Here is a 17,244-nt window from a genome sequence, read left to right as displayed (position 1 = left end):
TGGCATCATTAGGCAAGTAGTAAGAGGTAATGGGTAAAAGCGGCTCCAATTACTAATTGCCCATTAGTCCTTTTCTATTGCGGTTCTTGGCTGGAATTGAATGGGCTTTGCCGCTGCTGTAGGGCTGCTTGAATCCTCGGTAATTCGAGGAACTTTTTGGTATCAGATAGTAGACGTTCACCCCAAAGATTTTGCTTGAGAAAATCCAAATCACCATAGCGTTGATCAATGCGGAGTGCAGCTTCTCCCATTGCTAAACCTTGTTGGCGATCGCCTTTAGTATATAGGGCTACAGCTAGCGCTAGTAAGGGTTCTGCGGCTTGTTTATCTAAAGATACAGCCTTTTGCCATTGTTTGATGGCATTTTGGGTATCGCCCTGTTCGTATTGAATTAAGCCAGTGTTGTTAATTGCTGGCCAGAATTTTTGATCGTAGGAGACGGCTTTATTATATTGGGCGATCGCATCTGGTAAGCGACCCATCATGTAATAAGCATTCCCCAAATCAAACAAAGCGTCTGCATCTTGAGGTTTTAGCTTCAAACCAGCTTGGTAATTAGCAACAGCTAACTGATATTTTTTCTGCTGAAAATTAGCCGAACCCATTGCAAATAAAACGTCGGCATTTTTGGGATTGAGAGTTTGGGCCTTTTTCAAGGCTGCGAGTGCCGCGTCAAACTCTTTATTTTGCAGATGCAAACCACCTAATAGAAACCAAACTTTATCATTTTTCGGAGCTAGTTGACTAGCCAAACGAGCGCGTGGCAAAGCTAACTCAAACTGTTGAAACTGACTCAGTTGTGCTGCTTCTTGTGCCAAGCTCAAACCTTGTTTTTCTAATTTGCTGGCATCTAATTGCAGTGTATGAGGTAGTAGAGCCTGTGCTTGCGCTGCTTTTGGCATACCCCACAAACTACAGACTACCAGGAGAGACATTAATCCAAAATTTTTACGCACACTCTTACCGCCTTTTACCCATAAATCCAAAGAATCTTTCAGCTAGCTTAAACGATCTGCGCTCTAGACGAAAAGCAAATTTTGTCGTTAAAGTCAACGAGGCTTTGACTGTTGGTAGATATTCATAGCCTCAGACGAGAAACTAGACAATCTTTCAAAGGTATATCTAGTGGTTCATCGCATTAGTTATGAGGGCTGATAGATCCCCGACTTCTTGAAGAAGTCGGGGATCTGAACACCCACAACCTAACAAAATTAATGAGACAGACCACTAGTAGTCTGCCAACCCAAAAATGTTAGGTGGAGGTTGGGTAAAGGTTAAAGGGAAAAGGGTAAGGGACAAAAACCTTTCCCCTTTTCCCCGCCAAGGCAACTTGGCGTACTACTAGGGAGAATTCCACCTGAATTTGAGCATATATTAACAAGGGAACAGAAAATAGGAAATCCTGTTCCCTAGTTTCTGTTCCCTTGTTGATGAGGGAAGATATTCTAATATACCTATTTTTCTAACAGAGATAAGATGCGATCGCTCAATGCCCAACGATTAGAGTTAGGTCTAATCCAGCACTTTTGGGCTTCATTGAAATTGCGTTGATGTATCAGTGCTGACAACAAGTCTTGTTCCTGTTGTTCGTTGAGACGGGATACCATCTTTTCTACTGCGCGCAATGCACAAGTCTGCTCAAATGCTGTTTCTGAGTTATTAATAATACTCAGCACTGCATAAAAATAATTTGCATCTCCCGACCATTCAGTGATTGAAAGTCCTAGCAAGCGCTTACCTTGGTCGTTAGATTTGAGTAAATTATTTACTTCTGCGGCAGAAAAATTCACTTCCGGAGCCAGCGCCCGCATTCGTCCTGCAATCGACTCCATTTCAAATGTGCGTTTTGCTCCCGATGGTAGGGAACTCCTGAGTTCCTTATAACGTTGACTTAAACGCTCAATTTGTTGCCTGGCTTCTGATACAGGAACCGTTGATGCGTAGGCTTTCTGCCATTCATGACGGATTTGCCGCATTTCTAGCTGCTGTTGAGGTGGTGCAACATCTTCTGCTAGCTTGGTCTGCTCAATTAAATATCCTAAGGTATCTCCAGTTAATGACTGTAACATTGGCATCATGCTAGAGCCAGTAATTTCCCCTGCAGGTGTCTTCACGGCTCCGCCAGTTAATGCAAATATCTTGAGGATAGAAGGTAACCAAGTTAGAGCTAAAAAAATAGCTGTTGTATTTGTGACTTGAAATTTAAAAGTTAATTTTTCGCCACCATTGACTTGAAAAGTGCTGAGGAGAATAAAAATACTACTAATAATTAACCAGTTTTTCGGGATGTGAATAATTCGCTTTAGCAGCCAATCGACCGCTTCCCGAGAAATCTGGTTGTTACCAGGTTCTTTATCTGATTTGCTATTCATATTTTTATCAGAAAAATGGGTTTAAAACCCCGTAGTCCTACGACGGCTTTTCTTGATTCTCGATGTATTTCTTAAGGATTTCAAGTGGCGCACCCCCAACAGAAGACACAAAATAACTAGGACTCCATAGAGCCTGTTTGCCATAGGGTTTAGGAAATCCAGCTTGACCATATCTACGACTAGATACACCTTTTAACGCATTAACAATTTGAGATATTGAAAGTTTAGGCGGAAACTCAATTACAGTGTGAATATGGTCTGATTCTCCGTTAAACTCAAGTATTTGAAAATCCATCTTTTTCGCTACTTCTACAAATGATTTGTGGATTAGTTCAAGACTTTCATTGGTAAAAATCTTTCTTCTATATTTAGAAACGCAGACCAAATGTATTTTTAGGTCTGAAACGCTATGTCTCTCATGTCTTAACCCACTTGTCATCTTTGAGCGACCCTTCGGGTGAGCAGTCGCTACAAGTCGGGGAACCCGCCCAACGCGCTGCTCACCAATGTAGAATATTTTAACAGACCAATTTTAACATAAAGATGAAAGCTAGGTATCAATATAGATTCTATCCAACAGACCAACAGCGACAGAGTTTGCGATCATTGTTTGGTTGTGTCCGGGTTGTCTGGAATGATGCTTTAGCTATCTGTAAGCAATCTGAAAAATTGCCAGGATACAATAAACTCTCGGCAATGCTTACCCAGTCTAAAAAGACTGACGAAAGAAAGTGGCTATCTGATGTTTCTTCAGTACCATTACAACAGTCTCTTAGACACTTAGATGTAGCTTACAAAAACTTTTTCAATTCCCTTAAGAGTAAGAGAAAGGGCAAAAAGGTTGGTGTTCCTAGATTTAAGAAGAAAACCAACTCGCAATCAGCAGAGTTTACTAAAGCAGGGTTTTCTATAAAAGACGGGATGGTTTACATAGCTAAAATTGGGACAATTAAACCAATTTGGTCGAGAGAATTACCGTCTGAACCTAGTTCGGTTACTGTAATCAAGGATTGTGCTAACCGCTATTTTCTTAGCTTTGTTGTAGAAGTCGAACCCAATATTACTATTGCCAAAAACCAAAGCATAGGTATTGATTTGGGCGTGAAGACTTTTGCTGTAATGAGCAATGGAGAAAAAGTTTTAAGCCCTAACTACTCAAAACATGACCGCAAGATTCGCAAACTACAGAGAAAGTTAGCGCGACAACAAAAGGACTCAAAAAGGAGAAACAATACTCGCATAAGAATTGCGAAACAACACAATCAAATTGCGGATACCCGTAAAGATTTTTTACATAAACTATCAACCAAAATAGTTAGTGAGAACCAAACAATCTTTTTGGAAGATTTAAACGTGTCAGGAATGGTCAAAAACCGTAGGCTATCTAGGGTAATTAGTCTGCAAGGGTGGCGGGAATTTAGAACTCTTTGTGAGGCTAAGTCCGAGAAATTTGACCGGGATTTCAGAGTAATTAGTAGATGGGAACCTACTAGCCAAACTTGTTCTTGCTGTGGGTATCGTTGGGGCAAGATTGATTTGTCTGTTCGTTCAGTACTTTGCTTGAGTTGTGGTACTGAGCAGGATAGGGATGAAAACGCATCCCGAAATATAGAAAAGGTCGGCATGGGGCATCGGCACGACCTAAAACGGACGGGGAGCGACTGTAAGACCACTTCGGTGGCTAGTTGCTGTGAGCCGTCAAGAATCACCGACGTTCTACGTCGGTGAGTATGTCAAAGGGCAGTGCAATTAAACATAATTGGCAAGGGGTGGCATTTGTTACTTGTCCTCTCTTACAAAGTTCTGAGCGGAGGAAACCTCCGCTCAGACTTTGCGCTTTGTCATTGGTAAGCATTGAGTTAATGATAGCGACATATAACTTTTCGTAAAGGGCAAGTTTTCCCGCCCAATGATATTTTGCGCTGACTTCCTTAATTACCAATACGGAATTACTTCTAAATTATTCTCATCTGCCGCTTTTAATATTGGCCCGCGTAATAACTCGTGTTTTAGCGGCAATACATTGTCTGGACTACAACTGAAGAAATGCTCTGCACGCTCATAAATAGCGATCGCATCTTCGTTATTATGGGCATTGCAATAAATTAACCCGTGAATTTGGGAGTAAATTTCTGGCTGCTCATAAAAATAACGTGACCAAGCTTGGCTAAGACCACGCTTTTCTGTCTTGGCGAGAGTAGCTTCATTTGCACCAGCGCGCATGGCACCATTTCCGCGCAAATCGAGTAATTTTAAATCTCGTGTCGCAGTCACAATCGCAATCAGCTGGTCAGTAATTTCAATACAACCAATATCACCAAAAACTTCCACTAGACAACTCGAAAGTTTTGGGGCAATGTAGTATATACCGCGTTCCTGGTCATTGGCTGGTTGGTAATCCAATGGCTCGTAGGAAAAACTGGGATAGTTAGCGCGATGGTGATCGAAGCGAAAAAGTGGCCCCCACTCCCGAAAAGTCAGCGCAGTCGTGCCAAATTCTGTGCGAAAAATCCGAAAAAATTCCGTGCCCTTTTTTAAAATATGAAATTTTGGTTTTGGCCTGCCAAAGCGAGGTGGCGGGACAATGAGTTTGACCACCTTGATTACTCCTCATCTGGTTAACTGACAAAATGGGAATACTTGACCGCAGAAGTATAAAGGATGAAAGATGAAACAACAATAAAAGTTTGCTCTGATTCGCTGGGATTTATCCATTAAGAAAATCAAAGCAAACCTATCGCCGTTCTGAGTTGCCTCATATTTATTTCTAGGGTTTACTTCATCTTTTATGCTTTATGCTTCTCCTGTCGGAGACACTGCGAGAACAGCCTTCAATTGAAGTTGCAGATTTTGACTGCCTTTGTAAACTAGTACATTAAAACTACATCTACACAAAAATTCAAAAGTTGGCTACGTATTTCCGGACATTTTTATCTATTCAAGTGTAGTCTCTGTAACTTTTGTCAGCCACTCAGATGATTTTTAGGCAAGATTTATACTTAAAGGCTGAGAAAGCAGACGCGGAGGTAGAGATAGCGAAGGTGCGGAAAAAGGAGAAAGGTTAAAGGGGAAAGGGAAAATGCCAAACCTTTCCCCCTTTCCCCTTGACCTTTTCCCGACTTCTGCAAGAAGTCTATTCTCCACGTCAAAGCGTCTCAACTGCTCCGCATTGATTCTGATGCTCATTTTTTGATTGCAAGATGACTATAAAACTCCGACAGTCCTAGCAGCAGAAATTACATCGTCTATCTGCCCAAACTTCAAAGCTTCGATGGGGGTTAGCCCGTTTAAAGCACTGTTGGGTTTAGTTAGCCAACTAATTTTTGATAAAGCAGGAACATTGAGAGCCTTTAAAACATCAGGTAGCCCAGCGATTACTCCATCTGGCCCCTCCGGATCGAATTGCCAGGTGGGAAATTTCCAAACTCCGTTATCTTGAACGGCAATTAGACTATTCTTTTTTAAGCGATCGTGTGGTGTCTGACGGGTCGTGTTCAACAAATCGGCTACTTGTGGAGCCGTTAATGAAGATTTAAGTAGTTCTTGTCTCCATTTAAAATTTCTCGTCAGAGCAGCCAGTTCTAATTTACTATGCTCCTCATTGCTGATTTGATCAGCACCAAGCTTGGCAGCAAAGTTGATTTCAGCTTGAGAATACTTTGGCTTGATATTAGTAGGCGTTAAACGTTCAGCTAAACATTTTATTTCCTCAGGTTGTAAGGAATTGAGATAATCCTGAAATTCTCTAGCGATGCGCTCTAGTGCTTGTTTCACATATTTTCCGGTAGGAGCGTCAATCGTGACGTTAATGCCGCTCATAATCCCTCCTTCGCCGACCACATAACATAATATTCACTTCTTCATGTAAGAGATGTCAAATACCTAGATCTCTAGATTCGCACTCTCATGTATGATTTACAATCATTCTTGAGCATGATTTAGGTATGACTTATGAATGACTTATGTATGATTTTACTTAAAAGTAGTAATATAGTTAACAAAATCATTTGAGATAGAGGTAATGACTAGGCGATCGCTCCAAGCATCGGCTAAGGGAATTAGTAAGGCCGAAGCTGCTTTAATTCGTAATTCCTTGACGCAGCAGGGGTTAGCCGGAGAACTGGGAATTAGCCGCCAGCCAGTTACCAAGTTTTTTCAAGGTAAACCAGTTGATCGCTATATCTTCGTGACAATTTGCGAAAAGCTGAATCTCAATTGGGAGGAAATTATCATCTCCTCATCCTTCCCGGAGGTAGAACAGCCAGCCAGCGTTAGTCAGATGCAAAGTTTGGTACAGATCCTCCGCGAAAAAGTCCACGACAGTATTCAAAGGCGTTGTGGGGTGATGCGGGTGCTAGATATGGAACAACCAAGAAGGTTGGATACTATCTACACTCAAGTCAATATTTGGCAGAGGGTAAGTGCATACAGGCGGCTAGATATTGCGGAGATATCGCGAAATTTTGAGCCAGGGAAGTATAACTGCTTTAACTTAGGTAGTTTACAACAACCGCGCCGACCAGCCTTAGAAGCCGTAGAAAGCCACGATAAATTGATGATTTTGGGGAAACCGGGAAGCGGGAAAACGATATTTTTAAAGTGGTTAGCCATTCAGTGTAACTTAGGCGAGTATAGAGGCGATCGCGTCCCGATTTTTATTCATCTCAAAGACTTTGCAGAGGCGAGGGAGCAACCAAACTTATTAGAGTACATCACAGAACAGTTTGAAGAATGCGGGGTTACCATATCTAACGCAGTGCTAAATCTGTTAACAGAGGGTTTAGCATTTGTTTTATTGGATGGGTTAGATGAAATTCAGGATGCAGATTTTGAACGAGTTGTAAGAGATATTCACAGGTTTACAACCAGATTTTATACCAATCGCTTTGTAATTACTTGTAGAGTTGCGGCACGCAAATATATTTTTGAACAGTTTACAGAAGTAGAAATTGCTGATTTTGATGAGCAGCAGATGTCTGAGTTTGTCACCAAGTGGTTTCAGGAAGAAGCATCAACAAAAGCAGAATATGTTTTACACAAGCTGCAAGAAAATCAATCTCTGCAAGAGTTAGCGAATAATCCTTTATTGCTTACATTTTTATGCTTATTTTTTACAGAAGTCACAGATTTTGAACAATCAGAAATTTATCAAGAAGCCTTGAATATATTAATTAAACAATGGAATGAGCAGCGTTATATTCAACAAAATGGAAGTAATCAGCAAATTTCTACACAGCTAATCGAAGAATTATTAAGTGTAGTTGCCCAAAATACTTGGGACAGAAGAGAGTATTTTTTTAAACAAGAAGCGATTGAGAAGCAGATTTGTGAATATATTCAGAATTTATCTGATAGTAAAAGAAATTTGAATTTAGCGGAAATTGATAGCGAAGCACTTCTCAAGTATATTCAAGCTCAGAATGGGTTATTAGTAGAGAGAGCAAAAAGAATTTACTCTTTTTCTCATATTACATTTCAGCAGTTTTTAGCCGGTAAACACAGAAGATACTTTTGATGTAGTTTTAACTTTTGACTTGTTGGTGAGCGATCGCAATCTCATCAAATATTATCTGGATCGATTCCCAATTCTCTGAGCTTGGCTGCTAATCGTTCTTTTTGTTGACGTTCGGCTTGCGCCTGTTGTTGAGCTAGTTCTCGCTGTTGACGTTCGGCTTGAGCAACTTCCTCTGCAGTTGGGTAACGAGTACCTGTTTCGTCATACCAATACAACGCCTCTCGTTGAATTGTGCCAGAAGTGTAACGCGATCGCCCAATTCCCAATCCAATTTCTGCCATCCAAAAGGGTTCGCCTATTTGCAGTTGATATTCGCCATCAATCAATTTATACATTTCAAAGGGTTGATGTTGGTCGCGTCGCCAGTACTGCGGATTGTAGATAATGTAGTACAGGACACCTAATTTGGCATAGATATTGAGCTTATTATCATATTCATCACCGGGTGTTTTGGAAACTACTTCCAAAACCAACTTAGGTACAATGTTTTCTTCTTCCCAAACTACATAGCTTGAGCGCGATGTATTTGCTTTTCGCCGTTGCACTCCTAAGCTCAAAAAACCATCGGGAACTACTGGTACTAGATGGCTCACTCCGGTTGTGTGGTAAATACCCATATCTACCCCAAAAAACCAGTCATTCCTGTTTGCCCAAATTGACTCTAGGAGAAACAGTAGTAAATTAGGAATAAAATTTTGATCCTCGTTATCCACTGGCATATCGTCCGAACAAGGCAGTTCAGCGCTGGTTGGCAGAGCATGATATGGTTGAGACTTTACCATAGGTCATTAATTATGGTCGTTTGCCCAATAGTTCAATTTTAGGCGATCGCATTTCACTGTATTCAATTTTCGTATTCAATTGCCCCAAAATACCAGCGATGCCGCTATACAATCAACAATAAGTCAGATAGCGGACATCATTTAGTTCTTTATATTTAATTTTTAATTCCCCTCAGAGTTTTGGCTCAATTACTACTCCCAACGTCCTTCTTCCCAGGCTTTGATAGCGTAAAAAACAGCGGAATAATCATCATTAGCAAATGACATTTTCATTGCTGAGTGTAAGATTTGCCGCACACCTTTAATACTGCTAACATCCAATTCAACTGTTTTAGCTTCATTGATAAATAAGTCTGTATCTTTCAACAAATGTTTAGTGGGGAAATTGGGATTGGCAAAATTTCCATCTAACATTCGTGCCAGCTTTTTATCAAAAGTAGGAGCGTAAAGTACACTTTCCCGCAGGATTTCCATGAATTTTTCTACGTCAATACCCTGACGCTGCACAAAAGCTAAACTCAACGCAAAGCTAGTTGTCAGCGAAGCAATTAGTTGATTAAGTGCCAATTTGACAGACGCAGCAGCGCCTACAGGGCCTACTAATCGAGGTTCCGGGCCAAAATTCTGTAGTAAATTTAAGTAGCGCTGAAATTGATCTTCACGAGCGCCTACCATGACAATGAGTTTGCCTGTTTGTGCTTCTGGAATACTACCTAAAACAGGTGCCTCTAGATATTCGCCACCAGCAGCCACTACCGCATCTCGAATTTCTTGGCTTTCTGTGGGTGTAATTGTCCCCATTTGGATAACAGTACGTCCTGAAAGAGTCCGCCAGGAAGTGTCAGAAAGCAAGACACTATAAATAGCAGCAGCATTAGTGAGCATGAGAATTATGCAATCAGCAGCACGAATTGCATAGCGGGGATGTGTCGCAATTTCTGCACCAGCTGCTTGTAGTGGTGCTAATTTTTCTGGGGTGCGGTTATAGGCAACTAACTCTATATTTGCAGCTAATAGCCTTTGGGCCATCGGTAGTCCCATTAGTCCAGTTCCCAGAAATGCCACCTTCATTGTTTACGTTCCTTTGGTACAGCAATCGCGTTTCCATTATCAGTTAATAGTTAACAGCTAACAGTTACCAGTTAACAGTGTTGACTGATAACTGGTAACTGAATACTGATTCCCGGATGGTGATTAGCCACCTGCGGCAAAAGTTGCCATAATCACAACCGACAGTAAAATACCGGGAGTCAGTAGTGTTATTAGCATTAACAAGTCATGAGTACTCATAATTTTTAATTCCTGATGCTCTAGTTCTCACTGTAACAGTGTTACTTAGTCTCTGAAGACTAGTACGGGATTACATAGAGTTTTAAGTTTTCAGCGTAGGGTGACAAGAATTGGAGAGACGCGATAAATCGCGTCTGTACAAGAATCAAAATTTATTTGTATAGTTCTCTTCTTCCATTACCCATTCTCCAACCTACTTTCACTCTGGCACAGTTAATCCTTTGAGTGATTGCGATATGGCTTTGTCTTTTAATCCTTTGCTTTGAACTAAGACTCCAAAGCCACCGAGTCCTAAAGGGTTAAGAAGTTCATGTAGAGATTCTCGCCGCCGCAACAATTGTGAAATTGATTGTTCTTGATGCGAAAGGGCAGCTATGCGAGTGCCTAACCCTAAAGCCATCAAAAATAATCCTTGCTGGGTAAAACCGACTTTATCTAAACCACAGCGATCGCCCCATCGCTCCAAAGCAGTAAAATCAACATGAGCTGTAATGTCTTGTTGCCCAATGTTGACATAAGGATTGTCATGGTGCCGATGGTGATAATAGCACTGTAACGTTCCTTGCGATCGCCTGGGGTTATAGTAACGACTAGCGGGGTAGCCATAATCAATTGTTAACACATAGCCACACTGCAAGCGGTCTGCCACTATACTCAACCAATCTAGAGCAGCTAAATTAATCTCACTACGGTAGCCATCTGTATAAGCACCTTTGGTAATTTCGATTTCCACTAAATCGAAATATTCTGCTAACCGAGGCGTAGAAGGTTCCCCGGAAATTTCTACAAATGATGATGGAAAAGATAGGTTAGCAGCCGCAGATGAGAAAGTTGGTAGAGGTGAAACATCAATATCTCCCTTTCCCCTGGTTGTCACATAAATTTCTCGCAGTTCCCCTACTTCTAGAATAAACTGATGTACTGGCAATGCATCCACCAATTCATTAGAAAAAAAACAACCTGTAATGGAATTTGGTGTTATTTCCTCTAAATCGCACCACTGTACAGAGAAATCTTGTAAAGTTTGCTGCTGTTCTTGCTTAAGTGATGGCGATTTCTCCACAATGATATATTCCAAGGCGGCAAAAAACTTGGAATAGTTTTGCTGACAGTAATTAAGGATATGTGACGCTAACAGTCCTTGCCCTGCTCCCATTTCTACCAGAGAAAAGGTATCAGGTTGCCCTAAAATTTCCCACATCTGCAGAAATTGTTCTGCTAGTAATTCCCCAAAGTCATTGCCAAGATGGACAGAAGTAAAAAAATCACCACCCTCAAACCCAATTTTGACTGCATTGCTGGAATAATAACCATGTTCAGGATGATATAACACCATATCCATGTATTCAGCAAAAGTAATTCGCCGTTGGGGACTAGTTTGAATACGATTAGCAATAGCTTTACAAAGTGCCTGATTAGAATCCATAAAATTTTGTGTGGAGTGAGACTATCATTATTAATTTGATTATCAATTTTTAATTTAAAACCAACTTGGCTTGATAGTCTGCAAAGTTTCAGACTTAATTTGAATATACTGATTTAAATTACACTGGATTTCAGGCTAATGAAGTCAATGTAGGATGCGTTAGCGACAGCGTAACGCATCCACATTTATTAGAAAATTCATTTTTTAGTATTTTCTAGGAACACAACATATTGTGACGTTACAATTATCTGTAACTGTTTTTTATGTGTGTTTTGAATTAGGGAAGCAAAACTCAAGATAATTCTAGTCAAAGATTGGCTATTTTAAATAGTATTGTCATTTTTATTATCCACTGACTAATGACACCAGTACACCATTAATATCGCGGACACGAGCCAGCATTTGTCCACCAGCTTGACGTTTTGGTGCATCTAATGATTTTGCACCTGCTCCCAAGGCTCTCATATAAGCAGTAGCAACGTCAGGTGTGATCAATGAGATTTGGATTAAGGAAGGCGCTTGTATAATATCGTTAGCATAGAAGCCATTAGGAAATAAAGTTTGGGCTTCATTAGTTGAGGAAAAAGCTAGTGTAGTTTCCCCAGTTTCCATTTCTGCCCAAGTAACTTGATTCTGCTCCCGAATCTTGCGACGAACAAGACCAAAAGCTTTTTCGTAAAACTCAACGGTCTTCATCACATCATCTACCCAAATAACTGTATAACCAAATTTCATCTTTGTTTCTCCTAAGCTATAGTTGCTCTAAATGCAAAGATATGTGGAAAAATCAAAAACTTATATTATTAATACCTTTATTCTTAGTTTCTGGTTGTTTAAAGTTTGGTAATAACTACAGTTCTAAGAATGGGCAAGAACCCCCTTTAGAGGTAATAGAAAAGTGGTTGGGTGCGCCTTTACCTAGTAATTATTCAGATTTAAAGTATGAAATTATTAGTGATACTCCCGATCCACAAGTCAGAATAGCTGTCAATGTCCCAAAGGAATATTTTCAAACTTTAATTAATGAGAAAAATTTAGTCAAATATGACGACTTGAAAAACAAACTACCTGATGACTTGAAGCCAAGAGAATGGCAGGAAAGCAATCAAACTAAAGATTTCATTAAAAAACCGATGCCCAGCACCACAATATGGATAACGAAAAATGAGTTTTATCCTAAATATCTTTGGTATCAACAACAAAGATTATATCTAGTTTATGTATCAAGATAAGCAAGCAACCTATTTAACTTTCGACGATACAAGGTGCAGTTGCTAAAGTATTTGCTGCTGTTTGCATCTGTTCAATATCTGATAGCGACCAAACATGAGGCGCTTGACAGTGATGGGCTACTAATAATCCCCATAACCCTTTAGGTATCAAAACTGGTACTACTAAATTGGCGCGCACCTGCAAACTGCGGAGAAAATCTTTGTGGCAATCATGCAATGATTCTAATTCAATATCCGCGATCGCTCTGACTCGTCCTGCTAAATACAAATTGGCATAGTCTTGGTTAAAACAATTATCTGGCCCTTTGGAACCAAAAATCGAGTATTCACTAGAGGCTACAGATTCCGCAGTTACCTGCCCATGCCATTTGCCGTAAAAGTAATATAAAACTACGCGGTCAACCTGAAGCGCATCTCTCAGTTGGTTAATCGTTTCTCTAACTAATGCATCTCGCTGCATTGTGATGACTAGACGGTCTAGCACCCTTTGCAAACCCTGCTCATAATTACTTTGTGGGCTGGGGTCAAATTCTGAGAAAGAATGAATTTGCACAGACCTAAAATTATAGGTGGTTCAGTAAGTTTTGCTGTTAATCAAGAATTATCAGCTGATGATTACAGAATTATAGTCATTCATTTGACAAAATAATACCATTGCAGGCCAGTGGTAAATCCTAAAGGAAAAATTAACTTTGATCAGAACTATAGGTAAAATACATAAGCCTGGTCTATTTTTTTCAATATCATGGGCAATACTTTTGGTCATCTATTTCGCGTTACTACTTTTGGAGAATCCCACGGCGGCGGTGTGGGAGTTGTGATTGATGGTTGTCCACCGCGACTGGAAATTTCGGCTGAGGAAATTCAAGTAGAGCTAGATAGAAGACGGCCAGGACAAAGTAAAATTACCACACCTCGTAAAGAAGCCGATATCTGCGAGATATTATCTGGAGTGTTTGAAGGTAAAACTCTAGGAACTCCGATCTCAATTTTGGTGCGAAATAAAGATACTCGTCCCCAAGACTATGATGAGATGGCTCAGAAGTATCGCCCTTCCCACGCTGATGCAACTTATGATGCCAAATATGGGATTCGTAACTGGCAAGGTGGCGGTAGGTCGTCAGCACGTGAGACAATTGGCAGAGTCGCTGCAGGTGCGATCGCTAAAAAAATTCTCCGTCAACTTGCAAATGTAGAAATTATCGGTTACGTCAAGCGCATCAAAGACTTAGAAGGCGTAATTGATCCCAACACTGTCACTTTAGAACAAGTTGAAAGCAACATCGTTCGCTGTCCCGATGGAGAGTTGGCAGAACGCATGATTGAATTAATTGAGCAAACTGGTAGACAAGGCGATTCCATCGGTGGTGTAGTCGAATGTGTAGCGCGGAATGTACCCAAAGGTTTAGGCGAACCAGTCTTTGATAAATTAGAAGCAGATATTGCCAAAGCTGTAATGTCTCTTCCTGCTAGCAAAGGTTTTGAAATTGGTTCTGGTTTTGCAGGAACGCTGTTAACAGGAATTGAACATAACGACGAATTTTATATTGATGAAAACGGTGAAATTCGCACTGTAACAAACCGTTCTGGCGGGATTCAGGGAGGAATTTCTAACGGAGAAAATATAATTTTGCGAGTTGCATTTAAGCCGACAGCGACAATTAGAAAAGAGCAAAAAACAGTAACCCGTGAAGGCGAAGAAACTGTATTAGCAGCTAAAGGAAGACACGATCCTTGCGTGTTACCTCGTGCAGTTCCAATGGTAGAAGCAATGGTGGCCTTGGTTCTGTGCGACCATTTATTACGAAATCATGGACAGTGTCATGTGTTGAGTCCTGAGTCCTGAGTTCTGAGTCTTGAGTTAAAGTCATAACTCAAGACTCAAGAATCAAATCGAAGTACAGTAATTACAACTGAATCAGCTGCAATATTTCTCCTATATAAATTTGAATGTTCTGACATAATGCAGTTTTAGCCATAAAAATACGCATTAAATTTGAATATTACTGCATAAAATACGTCATTATTTAAACTAGGTTGCATTGCCAAAATAACAACGCATGACCAATACAGTTCAGTTAAGAAAATTAATTGAAAACAAAACCAAAAAACTAGTTACTCCACAAAAAACTCAACAATAAGTTTGGAGGGGGTTTGGGGGACGCAACCGTCACCCAATCGGGGGTTTGGGGGAGAATCCCCCAAATGAGCTAGCTTTTTAGACAACTAATAAATCAATCACTAATATTGGTAGGGGAAATGTGCAAAAACAAGCAATTGATGAACTCCTCCTACTAATCCTTTCAGAAAAGCCGCGTTAGAATTACTGTACAACTTGCAACAAAACTTACAATTTACTCAAAGTCAAGATGAAGATGACAGGGAATTGGTTATGCGATTAGCACTACTTTATCAACAAGACCGCGAACAAGCTACACAACAAGGAATTGAACAAGGAGAACGTCTAGTAGTAGAAAACTTACTTAAAGTTCGCTTTGGTGAATTAGATAACAAACTGCAAGCTATCATTTCACCTTTATTAACGTTACCTCCAGAAGAGTTTACTCCCTTACTCTTGCAGTTATCTCGTGAAGAATTAATTTCTCGATTTAGCTAAAAAACTACCAATTTTAAATATATCTAATTATAGTAGGGTGTGTTAGTGCCGAAAGTATAGCACTGCAACACATCATGCCATTATTTCATAGGGTTGCATTAATGGATTTTATTACAGTTTTAGGACTAGTAGCCGCTACATTAACTACAGTGGCTTTCTTACCACAAATGTTTCAAACATGGAGAACAAAGTCAGCAAAAGATGTTTCTTACATAATGCTAATTACATTTAGCAGTGGTTTATTTTTATGGTTAATCTATGGCATTTATCTCCAAGCTTTGCCCATTATTCTTGCTAATACCGTATCTTTATTTTTTAACCTGATAATTCTATCGCTTAAAATTAAATATAGATAACCCTACTGCACCCTGAGACTCAAAGTCTAGGGCTAGAAAACAAAATCCACCTGTGCAGACTTCTATTGAACCCTACTGAGGTGGTTTTTGATTGTGTAGGTATGAATTATGACAAATCTCCCCAAGCGATCGCCTGTGACATCATCTGTATTTTCTGCTGAACGACTTTTATTTACCCCCAGTACCCCCAACACTGACGCTATCCCGCTAATTTTTGCTTTTCCCAATGAGTACACCGTGGGGATCACTAGCCTGGGATATCAGGTGGTGTGGGCAAATTTGGCAATGCGTGATGATGTGCAGGTGAGTCGCCTGTTTACTGATATTCACGAACAACTGCCAATAAATCCCGAAATTGTCGGATTTTCTATTTCTTGGGAATTAGATTATGTAAATATCTTAAATTTACTAGAATCTTTAGAAATTCCGATTCGCGCATCTTTGCGGGAGGATAGTCATCCGCTAATATTTGGTGGTGGCCCAGTTCTCACTGCTAACCCGGAACCTTTCGCAGATTTTTTTGATGTAATTTTGCTAGGAGATGGGGAAAATCTGCTGGGAGATTTTATTACAGCTTACAAAGAAGTTAGGAATGCTTCTAGAATAATTCAACTGAAAACTCTGGCACAAATCCCAGGAATTTATGTTCCGAGTTTGTATGCGGTAGAATATCACGCCAAAGATGGTGAAATAAAGTCAATTACACCAATTGATGCAGAAATTCCTGCCATAGTGCAAAAGCAAACTTATCGGGGAAATATTCTCTCAGCCTCAACTGTGGTGACAGAAAAGGCAGCATGGGAAAATATTTATATGGTGGAAGTGGTGCGGAGTTGTCCAGAAATGTGCCGCTTCTGTTTGGCTAGTTATCTGACGTTACCATTTAGAACTGCAAGCCTTGAAGGTTCTTTAATTCCTGCCATTGAAAGAGGCTTAAAAGTTACCAAGCGGTTAGGTTTATTAGGTGCTTCTGTAACTCAGCATCCAGAATTTGAGACGTTGTTAGATTATATCAGTCAGCCCAAGTATGATGATGTCCGTCTTAGCATTGCCTCAGTACGCACCAATACAGTTACTGTACAGCTAGCAAAAACTCTGGCACAACGAGACACGCGATCGCTTACCATTGCTGTAGAAAGTGGTTCGGAAAAATTACGCCGTATTATCAACAAAAAGCTGCATAATGACGAAATTATTCAAGCCGCAGTCAACGCCAAAGCCGGTGGCTTATCGAGTTTGAAACTCTATGGAATGGTTGGGATTCCTGGCGAAGAACCAGAAGATTTAGAGCAAACTGTGGCAATGATGCGTAATGTTAAAAAAATAGCACCAGGATTGCGGTTAACACTAGGATGTAGCACCTTTGTACCCAAGTCCCATACACCATTTCAATGGTTTGGTGTAAATAAACAAGCCGAGAAGCGGTTGCAGATGTTACAGAAACAGCTAAAACCCCAAGGCATAGACTTTCGCCCAGAAAGCTATAATTGGTCTATTATCCAAGCTTTGTTATCGAGAGGCGATCGCAGACTCTCTCACTTATTAGAACTTACTCGTAACTTTGGCGATTCTTTAGGCAGTTACAAACGCGCTTTTAAACAACTTAAAGGACTGCCCACCCTACAAAAATTCCTGATATTGAGGAATCGGTGTT

16 protein-coding genes and 1 pseudogene are annotated in these 17,244 nt (G+C 40.3%); 7 read left to right on the top strand and 10 right to left on the bottom strand.

What is annotated here, in order from left to right:
• Positions 1-74: 74 nt before the first annotated feature.
• From HG267_RS18700 to tnpA, 3 genes are all read right to left on the bottom strand, one after another.
• Entirely contained in the window at positions 75-935 is an 861-nt protein-coding gene (locus tag HG267_RS18700) for a tetratricopeptide repeat protein (RefSeq protein WP_228045496.1), read from the bottom strand.
• A 519-nt stretch (positions 936-1,454) separates the two neighbouring features.
• A complete protein-coding gene (locus tag HG267_RS18695; RefSeq protein WP_045867746.1) occupies positions 1,455-2,372 on the bottom strand; it encodes a hypothetical protein in 918 nt (305 codons plus the stop codon).
• 37 nt (positions 2,373-2,409) lie between these two features.
• A complete protein-coding gene (gene tnpA, locus HG267_RS18690) occupies positions 2,410-2,811 on the bottom strand; it encodes an IS200/IS605 family transposase (RefSeq protein WP_045867747.1) in 402 nt (133 codons plus the stop codon).
• Between the two features lie 104 nt (positions 2,812-2,915).
• Here tnpA and HG267_RS18685 point away from each other — a divergent pair, with 104 nt between their 5' ends.
• The gene (locus tag HG267_RS18685; protein WP_045867748.1) at positions 2,916-4,100 is read left to right on the top strand and encodes an RNA-guided endonuclease InsQ/TnpB family protein; all 1,185 of its coding nucleotides are present in this window, start codon (positions 2,916-2,918) and stop codon (positions 4,098-4,100) included.
• A gap of 207 nt (positions 4,101-4,307) precedes the next feature.
• Here the strand turns inward: HG267_RS18685 and HG267_RS18680 are convergent, their stop codons facing one another.
• Both HG267_RS18680 and HG267_RS18675 read right to left on the bottom strand, forming a co-directional pair.
• Positions 4,308-4,970, bottom strand: a complete 663-nt coding sequence (locus HG267_RS18680; RefSeq protein ID WP_045867749.1) for an RES family NAD+ phosphorylase — start codon at positions 4,968-4,970, stop codon at positions 4,308-4,310.
• Between the two features lie 606 nt (positions 4,971-5,576).
• Entirely contained in the window at positions 5,577-6,191 is a 615-nt protein-coding gene (locus HG267_RS18675; RefSeq protein WP_045867750.1) for a hypothetical protein, read from the bottom strand.
• A 202-nt stretch (positions 6,192-6,393) separates the two neighbouring features.
• On the opposite strand from HG267_RS18675, the gene HG267_RS18670 reads away from it, so the two are divergent.
• Positions 6,394-7,887, top strand: coding sequence for an NACHT domain-containing protein (locus tag HG267_RS18670; RefSeq protein WP_045867751.1), 1,494 nt, complete (start codon positions 6,394-6,396; stop codon positions 7,885-7,887).
• A gap of 44 nt (positions 7,888-7,931) precedes the next feature.
• Here the strand turns inward: HG267_RS18670 and HG267_RS18665 are convergent, their stop codons facing one another.
• From HG267_RS18665 to HG267_RS18650, 4 genes are all read right to left on the bottom strand, one after another.
• Positions 7,932-8,669 (bottom strand): Uma2 family endonuclease, encoded by a 738-nt coding sequence (locus tag HG267_RS18665; RefSeq protein WP_045867752.1) that lies wholly within the window; start codon positions 8,667-8,669, stop codon positions 7,932-7,934.
• Positions 8,670-8,861: 192 nt separating this feature from the next.
• The gene (locus tag HG267_RS18660) at positions 8,862-9,740 is read right to left on the bottom strand and encodes an NAD(P)-dependent oxidoreductase (RefSeq protein WP_045867753.1); all 879 of its coding nucleotides are present in this window, start codon (positions 9,738-9,740) and stop codon (positions 8,862-8,864) included.
• Between the two features lie 418 nt (positions 9,741-10,158).
• Positions 10,159-11,385, bottom strand: coding sequence for a class I SAM-dependent methyltransferase (locus HG267_RS18655; RefSeq protein ID WP_045867754.1), 1,227 nt, complete (start codon positions 11,383-11,385; stop codon positions 10,159-10,161).
• Positions 11,386-11,730: 345 nt separating this feature from the next.
• Positions 11,731-12,120 (bottom strand): VOC family protein, encoded by a 390-nt coding sequence (locus HG267_RS18650; protein ID WP_045867755.1) that lies wholly within the window; start codon positions 12,118-12,120, stop codon positions 11,731-11,733.
• 41 nt (positions 12,121-12,161) lie between these two features.
• Between HG267_RS18650 and HG267_RS18645 the strand changes: the two genes are divergently transcribed.
• Positions 12,162-12,617, top strand: a complete 456-nt coding sequence (locus HG267_RS18645; protein ID WP_045867756.1) for a hypothetical protein — start codon at positions 12,162-12,164, stop codon at positions 12,615-12,617.
• A gap of 13 nt (positions 12,618-12,630) precedes the next feature.
• Here HG267_RS18645 and HG267_RS18640 read toward each other — a convergent pair whose 3' ends face one another.
• Entirely contained in the window at positions 12,631-13,170 is a 540-nt protein-coding gene (locus HG267_RS18640) for a GAF domain-containing protein (RefSeq protein WP_045867757.1), read from the bottom strand.
• Positions 13,171-13,362: 192 nt separating this feature from the next.
• Here HG267_RS18640 and aroC point away from each other — a divergent pair, with 192 nt between their 5' ends.
• The 4 genes and pseudogenes from aroC to HG267_RS18620 form a co-directional block, all read left to right on the top strand.
• The gene (gene aroC / locus HG267_RS18635; RefSeq protein ID WP_045867758.1) at positions 13,363-14,463 is read left to right on the top strand and encodes a chorismate synthase; all 1,101 of its coding nucleotides are present in this window, start codon (positions 13,363-13,365) and stop codon (positions 14,461-14,463) included.
• A 546-nt stretch (positions 14,464-15,009) separates the two neighbouring features.
• Positions 15,010-15,234 (top strand): hypothetical protein, encoded by a 225-nt coding sequence (locus tag HG267_RS18630; protein WP_194007821.1) that lies wholly within the window; start codon positions 15,010-15,012, stop codon positions 15,232-15,234.
• Positions 15,235-15,335: 101 nt separating this feature from the next.
• Positions 15,336-15,590, top strand: a complete 255-nt coding sequence (locus HG267_RS18625) for a SemiSWEET transporter (RefSeq protein ID WP_045867759.1) — start codon at positions 15,336-15,338, stop codon at positions 15,588-15,590.
• A 135-nt stretch (positions 15,591-15,725) separates the two neighbouring features.
• A pseudogene (locus tag HG267_RS18620) lies at positions 15,726-17,225 on the top strand (B12-binding domain-containing radical SAM protein); the annotation flags it as partial.
• Positions 17,226-17,244: the final 19 nt, after the last annotated feature.

This window comes from Tolypothrix sp. PCC 7601, assembly GCF_025677855.1.
Taxonomy (GTDB): Bacteria; Cyanobacteriota; Cyanobacteriia; order Cyanobacteriales; family Nostocaceae; genus Aulosira; species Aulosira diplosiphon.
Note: the sequence above shows the minus strand (reverse complement) of the source record. Positions and strands in the feature narration are given on the sequence as shown.